The 8,991-nt window shown below is 63.8% G+C and carries 9 protein-coding genes; 6 read left to right on the forward strand and 3 right to left on the reverse strand.

The genetic code is table 11. From position 1 onward, the window contains the following. The 5 genes from Q4E95_RS08900 to Q4E95_RS08920 form a co-directional block, all read left to right on the forward strand. The coding region (locus Q4E95_RS08900) for a ferritin-like domain-containing protein (protein WP_303382965.1) at window positions 1–647 on the forward strand (647 nt) is incomplete at its 5' end. Window positions 648–649: 2 nt separating this feature from the next. Next, a complete protein-coding gene (locus Q4E95_RS08905) occupies window positions 650–1,246 on the forward strand; it encodes a TetR/AcrR family transcriptional regulator (RefSeq protein ID WP_303382973.1) in 597 nt (198 codons plus the stop codon). 161 nt (window positions 1,247–1,407) lie between these two features. Continuing rightward, window positions 1,408–2,367, forward strand: a complete 960-nt coding sequence (locus Q4E95_RS08910; protein ID WP_303382966.1) for an amino acid ABC transporter permease — start codon at window positions 1,408–1,410, stop codon at window positions 2,365–2,367. Then, window positions 2,364–3,197, forward strand: a complete 834-nt coding sequence (locus Q4E95_RS08915) for an amino acid ABC transporter ATP-binding protein (protein WP_303382967.1) — start codon at window positions 2,364–2,366, stop codon at window positions 3,195–3,197. Before Q4E95_RS08910 ends, Q4E95_RS08915 begins: the two co-directional genes overlap by 4 nt. 8 nt (window positions 3,198–3,205) lie before the next feature. Then, on the forward strand, window positions 3,206–4,159 hold the full coding sequence (locus tag Q4E95_RS08920; protein WP_303382968.1) for a transporter substrate-binding domain-containing protein: 954 nt from the start codon (window positions 3,206–3,208) through the stop codon (window positions 4,157–4,159). Between the two features lie 18 nt (window positions 4,160–4,177). On the opposite strand, the gene Q4E95_RS08925 is transcribed toward Q4E95_RS08920, so the two are convergent. Genes Q4E95_RS08925 through Q4E95_RS08935 form a run of 3 tightly spaced genes read right to left on the reverse strand, consistent with a single transcriptional unit; the run spans window position 4,178 to window position 7,791 of the window. Beyond that, window positions 4,178–5,455 carry a DUF4032 domain-containing protein gene (locus tag Q4E95_RS08925; protein WP_303382969.1) on the reverse strand — a complete coding sequence of 426 codons (1,278 nt, stop codon included), beginning with the start codon at window positions 5,453–5,455 and terminating at the stop codon, window positions 4,178–4,180. Between the two features lies 1 nt (window position 5,456). After that, the gene (otsB, locus tag Q4E95_RS08930; RefSeq protein WP_303382970.1) at window positions 5,457–6,260 is read right to left on the reverse strand and encodes a trehalose-phosphatase; all 804 of its coding nucleotides are present in this window, start codon (window positions 6,258–6,260) and stop codon (window positions 5,457–5,459) included. Then, window positions 6,241–7,791, reverse strand: coding sequence for a trehalose-6-phosphate synthase (locus Q4E95_RS08935; RefSeq protein ID WP_303382971.1), 1,551 nt, complete (start codon window positions 7,789–7,791; stop codon window positions 6,241–6,243). The genes otsB and Q4E95_RS08935 overlap by 20 nt, the downstream gene beginning before the upstream one ends. Before the next feature lie 194 nt (window positions 7,792–7,985). Between Q4E95_RS08935 and Q4E95_RS08940 the strand changes: the two genes are divergently transcribed. Then, window positions 7,986–8,861, forward strand: coding sequence for a thioredoxin domain-containing protein (locus tag Q4E95_RS08940; protein ID WP_303382972.1), 876 nt, complete (start codon window positions 7,986–7,988; stop codon window positions 8,859–8,861). Window positions 8,862–8,991: the final 130 nt, after the last annotated feature.

Here is an 8,991-nt window from a genome sequence, read left to right on the forward strand (position 1 = left end):
TGACTCCCTCGCACCAGGACAAGGACGTCTCCACGTTCATGACCATGTGGAACCGGGAGGAGTACTGGCACGGTGAAGCGCTGGCGGAGGTCCTGGGAGTCCACGGCATCGTGGTCGACTACGACGAGCTCAAGGCAAAGCGCATGAAACTCGGCTGGTCCGAGGCGCTCAAACCCCTTAAGCAGTCGTTACTGTCCAACATGGTCGGGGCCGATTTCATTGCGACCCACATGGCGTGGGGCGCGGCCAACGAATGGTCCGCGGTTGCCGCGTACCGGCGATTGGCGAACCTCGAGAAGCACCCCGTGCTGGCGGTGCTGCTCAAACGGATTGCCGCGCAGGAGTCGCGCCACGTGGCCTTTTATGCGACCCAGGCCCGACGGCGCCTGGAATCCTCTCGCAAGGCCCAGCGCCTCACGCGGTTCGCCCTGCGAAAATTCTGGGCCCCCGTGGGTTCGGGCGTCATGGACGCGGGCGAGGTGGATCACGTGATGGGCAAGCTTTTCGGCGGGGAGGACGGTGCCCATGAAATCGATCGGCTGGACCATAATATTGCCAGGTTGCCGGGCATGGACGGTCTGCGAATCTTCCACAACGCCACCGCTCATGCGCGCGCGGGCCACCGGGCGCAGACCGCCCCGGCTTGAGCATGGTGGTTGATTCCCCGGTCTCCCAGCGGGGCCCGGTTCCGGACCCTCGTACCGCTCGCACGGATCGGAAGATCCTGGCGGGTGCTTTGAAGTTGCTGCGAGAGTTCGGGCCTCAGAAGGTCACGATCGAGGCCGTTGCCGTGGTCTCCGGGGTGGCCAAGACCTCGATCTACCGCCGCTACAACAACAGCGACGAACTGCTGGAAGCCGTGCTGGAGCACGTATATACCGGGCTGCCCCCGGTATCGCCCGGCTCGGGGGATTGGGAGGAGTCCGTGCGCTCGGCCATCGAGGTGTTGTTCGAGGACGTGGGTAAGGGGTTGGTTCTGACGCTTCTCCAGGACCCACACTCCACCACTTCGGAGGTCCTGCGGCGCAAAATTATCAGGCCCCGCATGGAACTCCTCAGGGACTTGCTGCGGCGTGACCAGGACCTCGGTCTGATTCGGGAGAACGTGGACCTGGACGTTGTCATTGATTTCATGCTGGGGGCCTCTTACGCGCACGTGGCGAGATATGGCAGCCTGGATGAGGCGTGGCCGAGTCGGGTCCACGCAACACTGGCCAATCTGGTGGCCGTCAAACCCACCGAATGATCGGGGTTGAAATCCCCGTGATCTCGGGATCTTTTATGACAAGTATGACGACTGTGAAGTTTTGGGTCGGGCGTTTCGATCTCGACTCCGCCGACCTCTTACGGTGAGAGGCGTTACCGTTACCGCGGTGACTTCATTCCCTGACAGTCCAGGAGTAACGCGTGACATCGTCATCCACCGCCGCGCCCGCGGGGGCCGAGCAATCGGACCGACCGCCCGCCGAACCGGCTCGGCGCCCGGACGCATTGACCGTGGTCCCCGCACGCAATCCATGGCGTTGGGTGGGCACCGCGCTCGTGGCCGTGGTGCTGGTCGGTATCGGGTGGTCGCTGTTCACCAACCCGCGGTGGCAGTGGGACGTGGTTGCCGAATGGCTGACCGCCGAATCCGTGATCAATGCCCTGGGCAACACCTTGTTGCTCACGGCGATCGCGGCCGTGGGCGGATTCGTCCTGGGCTTCTTCCTCGCGCTGATGAGGATGTCCAGCTCGGGATTGCTGTCCTCGGTGGCGTGGTTCTACATCTGGATCTTCCGCTCGGTGCCGCTGCTGGTGCAGTTGCTGCTCTGGTACAACGTGGGGTACCTCTACGAGGTCATCAGCGTGGGCATTCCCGGAACGGACGTCACGTTCTTCCAGGCACCGACCACGGACATCGTCAACAAGTTCGGCGCCGCGGTCCTGGGCCTGACGTTGCATCAGGCCGCATACTCCGCGGAGATCATCCGCGGCGGCATTCTGGCGGTGGATCAAGGCCAACAGGAGGCGGCGGCGTCGTTGGGTATTCCGCGCTGGCGCCGGTCCACGCACATCGTGCTGCCCCAGGCGCTGCGCTCCATCCTGCCGCCGGCGTTCAACGAGATCATCAGCCTGGTCAAGGGCACCTCGGTGGTCTACGTGCTCGCGTACAACGAGCTCTTCTACACGATCCAGGTGATCTACGCCCGCACCAATGAGGTCATCCCCATGCTGCTCGTGGCCACGCTGTGGTACGTGATCATCACGACCGTCCTCAACATCATTCAGTACTACGTGGAGCGACACTTTGCGCGCGGTGCGGTGCGAACTCTTCCGCCCACGCCGCTGCAGCGGCTGCGTTCCCGCATTGGAGGCGCACGATGAGTTCCACCGCCAAGGACCAGAAGAAATCGCGGCGCCACGACGACCGGCCGTCCAAGGGACACGTGGTGATCGAGAACGTCTACAAATCCTTCGGGGACGTGCGGGTGCTCGAGGGCGTGAGCCTGGACATCAAACCCGGCGAGGTCGCCGCGATCCTGGGGCCCTCGGGATCCGGAAAGTCCACGCTGCTGCGCACGGTCAATCACCTGGAGAACATCGACGCGGGCCGCATCACCATCGACGGCAAAATGGTGGGTTATGAACAGCGCGGCGAGAAGCTTTACGAATTGCACGAGAAGGAGATCCTGCGTCGGCGCACGAACGTGGGCATGGTCTTCCAGCAATTCAATTTGTTCCCGCATCTGCGTGTTCTGGACAACGTGATGGAGGCACAGGTCTCCGCACTGGGGCGTTCCAAGGCCCAGGCGCGGGCCAAGGCCCGTGAACTTCTCAAGCGTGTTGGCCTGGAGGACAAGGAACTGGTGTTCCCCCGGCAACTCTCCGGTGGTCAGCAGCAGCGCGTGGCCATTGCGCGCACCCTCGCCCTGGACCCGGCCGTGGTGCTGTTCGACGAACCCACCTCGGCGTTGGATCCCGAGCTGGTCGGTGAAGTACTCGATGTGATCCGGGACCTCGCATCCCAGGGCGTGACCATGCTGGTGGTGACGCACGAGACGGGTTTTGCGCGCGACGTCGCCGATACCGTGATCTTCATGTCCGACGGCGTGGTGGTGGAGCAGGGACCACCGCGCGAGGTGTTCTCGGCACCGAAGCACGAGCGGACCCGGGCGTTCCTGGGGTCGGTCCTGGAACCGGCGTACAACCTGTGAACCGCGCCATGGACCGTCGCACGGTGCTGCGCGCGGCCGGACTGGGTGGCCTGGGACTGCTGAGTCTGGCCGCGTGCACCCAGCCCGAGCAGCCCCAACCGACCCGCGAGGACGGCGTACCGTTCGACCTGAGTCCCGAACAGAACAGCCGGATCCGCTCCGACGTGGACCCTGCGGCGCGGGCCCTGCTGCCGGAGAACATCGCAGCCGGCGGTGTGCTCACGGTGGGGGTGCTCAACACCTCGCCGCCGCTTTCGTTCAGCGCGACCGACGATGTCACGCCAATTGGTTCCGAGGTGGACACCGCCTACCTCGTTGCCGACAAGTTGGGGCTCGAACTGAACCCACAGGTGACATCCTGGGAGAACTGGCCACTCAAACTCGGTGCCCACGAGTATCACGCGACGTTCGCGAACGTGGGTGTCACCGAGCCCCGGCTCAAGCTCTACGATTTTGCGACCTACCGCGCCGCCTACATGGGTTTCCTGGCTCGCAAGGGACAGGGACCGGTGGTGGAGTCCCCGGATGACATCTCGGGACGAAAACTCTCGGTGACACCGGGCACCAACCAGGAAAAAATCGTGATGGCGTGGAACGAGCAACTGGAGGCGCAGGGCAAGGAACCGGCCGCACTCGACTTGTATCTGGACAACACGAACGCGGTGCTCGCGCTTGCGGCCGGTCGTATCGATTACTACCTGTCGCCGTTTCCCACGGGCTCGTATTACGCGGCCACCCGCGACGACCTGGAGGTCAGGGGCAAGATCAGTGCCGGCTGGCCCAAATCCACCCTGGTCGCGGCGACGACCCTCAAGAACTCCGGTTTGGCCCGGCCTTTCCAAGCGGCGCTGCAATCGGCGATCACGTCCGGTGAATACCGTGCCGCACTCACGCGATGGGGATTGGAAGAGGAGTTCCTGCCGGAGTCCCTGATCGTCACCGAAGAGACCGGCATGCCCTAGCGTTACCGGGGCGCAGGCCTAGAAGACGTCCTTCTCGTCGGGGCGTGCCGACAGCTGTGACTTCACATAGTCCTTGACCGCCTTGGGTGTCGCAATGTCCTTACTCGCCTTCTCGGACATGAACCAACGGTGCTCCAGAACCTCGTGGACGATTTCCGCGGGTTCGAGCTTGCGCCGCATCTCGGCCGGAACCGCCTCCATGATGGGTACGAAGATCTCGCGCATCCACAGCTGGGCCGTGAGGTCCTCGGGAAGCCCCGGGTACAGGGCCTGCCCGAACTGTCCGATGTCCGTGAGGATGCGGCGCGCCTGATTCTCGTGGGTGTCCAACCCCGTGAGGTGCAGCAGTCGTCGCGCATGGTGGCCGGGTTCGACCACCCGGGGACGCAACCGCACCTGCCCCGAATCATCGGACTCCAGCGAGGCCTCCTCCACGTCGAAGCCCAGCTCATTGAGCCGCTCCACCCTGGCCTGCACCCGCCACCGCTCGTCCAGGGCGAAACTCTCCTCGGCGGTGAGTTCTTCCCACAGGTTGGTGTAGGTGCTGACCAGACGGTCCGAGATTTCGAACGGGTCGACGCCATCCGGGGTCATCCCAACCTGCTCGAGCCGGCGCTGCATGTCCTCACCGGCCAGCAGGTCCATGATCTCGCCCGCCACATTGGTGCGGGCCAGCTCGATGTCGTAGTCACGCTGACCGCGAGAGAGTTCATTGTGGATCTCACCGGTTTCGGCATCCACGAGGTACGCGGCGAAATGCCCCGCGTCGCGGCGGAACAACGTGTTCGACAGGGACACATCACCCCAGTAGAACCCGGACAGGTGCAACTGGACGATCAGGGACGCCAAGGCATCCACCAGCAGCTCGACCGTCTGCGGCGAGGGGACTTGTTCGAAGATCGCCCGGTAGGGCAGGGAAAAGCTCAGGTGATCCGTCACGAGCGCGGCGGGTAATTCCTCGCCCTCCGCGGTCAACCGGTTGGTGACCACCGAGTCCGGCGTGACCGAGGGCGTGCCCATGCGCAACAGCCGCCGCAACAGTCCGTACTCCCGCTGCGCGTAGTGGGGCGTGGTTTCCTTGACCGCCACCACCTTGGAACCCACGTGCGCGAAGCGCACCACGTGGCGCGAGATCCCGCGGGGATACGCGGCCAGCACCTCGGGCGGCCACTCCTCGAGGGGAACATGCCACGGCAGATCCAACAGGGCCGGGTCCGGGAACGCGGTGCTGATCGAGACCCGCCGGGAACCGGGGGATACGGGGGAATCGAGAGGTTGTGCCGGGGAGGCGTTCATGTCACTTGATGCTAGTCACCACACGCGCTCGTTGGTCGGCGAAAACGCTCAAAAGGTCGGCGAGTTCTTCCGGCCCACTGACGCGTTGACGCGCCGCGGACTCCTTTTCGCCCACTTTGATCCCCAGATCGTCCACGGTCAGCACCGCCATGGCATCTTCATCGGTGACGTCGTCACCGGCGAAAACAATGACGTCCGGTGACGCGGCGGCCCTGATGATTCTCAGCCCGTCCCCTTTGGTCGCGCTCAGCACCGAGCACTCCACCACTTGCTGCCCGGGGGTGATCCGCAAACCGGCCAGCTCCGAATAGGCGCGAGTCATCTCCGCCAACGCCTGTTCCGAAACCCTCTGGTCCTTGATCGGCCGGGTGTGAAAACACACTCCGGCTGGTTTCAGTTCGGCGCGGGAGCCAGGATATTGGGACACCAGCCTCTCGGTCGCGTCCACCGCACGGTCCAGGAGGTTCAGCTGCTCAACCGTCAAATGAATGTCGTGCTCGGCGTCCTCCGGCAGATCCGGCAGCGCAGTCAAGTCCAGTTCCGCACCGTGAGAGCCCGACAACACCATGCGGCGAGCGGGATCGACCACGGCGCGCAAGAACTCAAGCGGCCTGCCGGAAATGATCGCGACCGTGGTGCGGGGCAGATCAGCGAGAGTGTCCAGCGCCTCGCGAGCAGCGGGGAGGGGACGGGAATCCGCGGGGTCTTCCGTGAAGGGGGCCAGGGTGCCGTCGAAATCCAAAGCAATCAAGAGGTGATCCGCGCCGGCGGTGCGGGCCAAAGCATCACTGAGCGTTTCGGTCATTGGTTTCACTCCCTACCGATTGCCGGCCGTACGAGGCGAGGTCCTCGAGGAAACGCTGGGACCAGTCCACGACATCGTGGGTGAGCACTTGACGGCGCATGGAACTCATACGTTTCTTGGCCTCCGAACCGGGCATGTCGCGGGCGTAGAGCATTGCCTCCTTGAGCCCGTCAATATCGTGCGGATTGACCAGGATGGCCTGCTTGAGTTGTTCGGCTGCACCCGTGAACTCGGAGAGCACCAATGCTCCCGAGCGATCCTGCTTGGCGGCCACGTACTCCTTGGCCACCAAATTCATCCCGTCGCGCAACGCGGTCACGAGCATGACGTCCGCGGCCATGTACAGGGCCACCATTTCCTCGAACGGGTAGCCGTGGTGCAGATACCGAACGGCAGTGTTGGCCATGGTGTCGAATTGGCCGTTGATCCGCCCCACTATGCCCTCCACCTGCTCGCGCAACTGGATGTAGGAGTCCACGCGCTCGCGGGACGGGCTGGCCACCTGGATCAAGGCGGAGTTCTCGACCGACAGCTTCTCGTCCTCGAGGAGCTCACCGTAGGCCTTGATGCGATGCAGGATGCCCTTGGTGTAGTCCAGTCGGTCCACCCCCAGGTAGACGGTCTCCGGGTTGCCCAGTTCCTGCCGGATCTCCTTGGCGCGTTTCTTGGTCGCCGGGTCCGACGCCAGTTCCCGGATCGCCTCCACATCAATGGAGATGGGATAGGCGGCGGCGTGAACGGTCCACGACGTCCGCCGACCCTCGCGGTCGCTCGTGGCCCGGCCCGGCCCCGACGACGACGCCGCGGCGTCGTCGGCGATGGTTGTCTCGGTGAATTCGGCGGCGCCGTTGGTGAAGCGGACGCCCAGGAACTTACGCACGCACCGTTGGAAGTTCTGGGCGTCGCCGGGGCGCTGGAACCCGATCAGGTCCGCCCCGGTGAGACCTTCCAGGACGGCCCTACGCCACGGTAGCTGCGAGTAGATCTCCGTGGGAGGGAACGGAATGTGATTGAAGAAACCGATGGTGACGTCCGGACGGAGCCTGCGAAGCATGCGCGGCACCAACTGGAGTTGGTAGTCCTGAACCCACACCGTGGCTGCGGGGGCTGCCGTTTCAGCGGCCATGCGGGCGAAGCGTTCATTCACACGGCGATAGGCGTACCACCAGGTTCGGTGGAACTCGGGTTGGGCGATCACGTCGTGATAGAGCGGCCACAGCGAGGCATTGGAGAAGCCTTCGTAATACCGCTGGACCTCGAGCCCGGACAGTTCCACGGGAACCAGGTGGAACACATCGTGATCAAAGGGCTCAAGGGTTTCGTCCGGGGCGCCGTGCCATCCGATCCAGGCGCCGTCGCGCTTGGCCATGACCGGGGCCAGCGCGCTCACCAGGCCACCGGGGGAACGGCGCCACGCGCTGTTGCCGTTCTCATCGATGTCACGGTCCACGGGGAGCCGGTTGGACACCACCACGAAGTCGTACCCCTCCCGGGGTACCTCCACCTGGTGATCGGATTGGTCTGCTGGCACAACGAGCTCCTTCCGCCCACGGGTTAGGGTTCGTGACCATTCTAAGGTTGCGTACTAACTCTTGGGCTGGGCAGAGAAAAGTGCGACCGGATATGAAGCGGCCATTTTCTGGGCAACTCCTGAATCGTGGTGGCAGTGGGGTCCGGGTAATCTGAACGGGACACAGCAATTGACCGGAAGGAATCACGGACTCCATGGCTTCCCAGAAAAACTCGGCCGGATCGTCGACCGCGGACCAGGCACGAGAACGTGCCCGTCAGATCGCCGACCGCGAGGCTCGTAAGTCCAATGGCAAGCCCAAGGGTCTGATCGCGGGCATCATTGCCTTGCTGCTGGTGATCGGGCTGATCATTGCGCTGGTGATCTGGCAGAACAACAAGAACACGATTCCCGAGGCCGGGCCGGTTCCCGCCAGCGCCAATCAGTACGGCGGTATCCAGCTCAACGAGTCGCAGATCCTGCAGGACACCTCAGACGTGGACGAGCGCGACATCAGTGATGTGCCCCCGCGTCCGGACACCGTGGACGAGTCCAAAACCCCGCCGGGCATCGTGAACGCCAGCGATGCCAAGGACAACGATGAACCGGTGCAGCTCGTGGTTTTCCAGGACTTCGATTGCGTGCACTGCGCCGAATTCGAGGCCGAGAACTCCGATCTGATCAAAGAAAAGGTGCTCTCCGGGGACGTGACCCTGGAGAACCGCAACCTGAACTTCCTGGACAGCGGTAGCCCCGACGCCTACTCCTCGCGTGCCTCCAACGCCGCTTACCTGGTGGCCGAGCAGGTCGACCCGGAGCAGTACATGGACTTCACCCAGGAGATCTTCTCCCACCAGGGCACCGGTGGCTTGAGCAACGACGAGATCGCTGAGATCGCGTCCAAGCACGGCGCCAACGTGAGCGCCGATCAACTGGGTGAGAACACCTACCGGCCCATGGTCAACATCATGGCCCAGGAGTCCGTGGCGAACGGGATCGCCGGCACACCCACCATCTTTGTGGATGGCGAGCGCTACGCCCAAGGTGATTTCGAGGAGGCCCTCAACGACGCCATCGAGGCCAAGAAGTAAGGTCGACCACGGGTCCACCGAAGGCCTTTGAGCACCGCTGAAGCGGGTCCGGCACCACCAGGTGCGGGCCCGCTTCTTCGTTGTCAACGTGACGTGTGTCTCTTAGACTAAAAATCCGCTGAGGCGGTTT

Source organism: Kocuria sp. (assembly GCF_030536815.1).
GTDB classification, from domain to species: Bacteria; Actinomycetota; Actinomycetes; order Actinomycetales; family Micrococcaceae; genus Kocuria; species Kocuria gwangalliensis.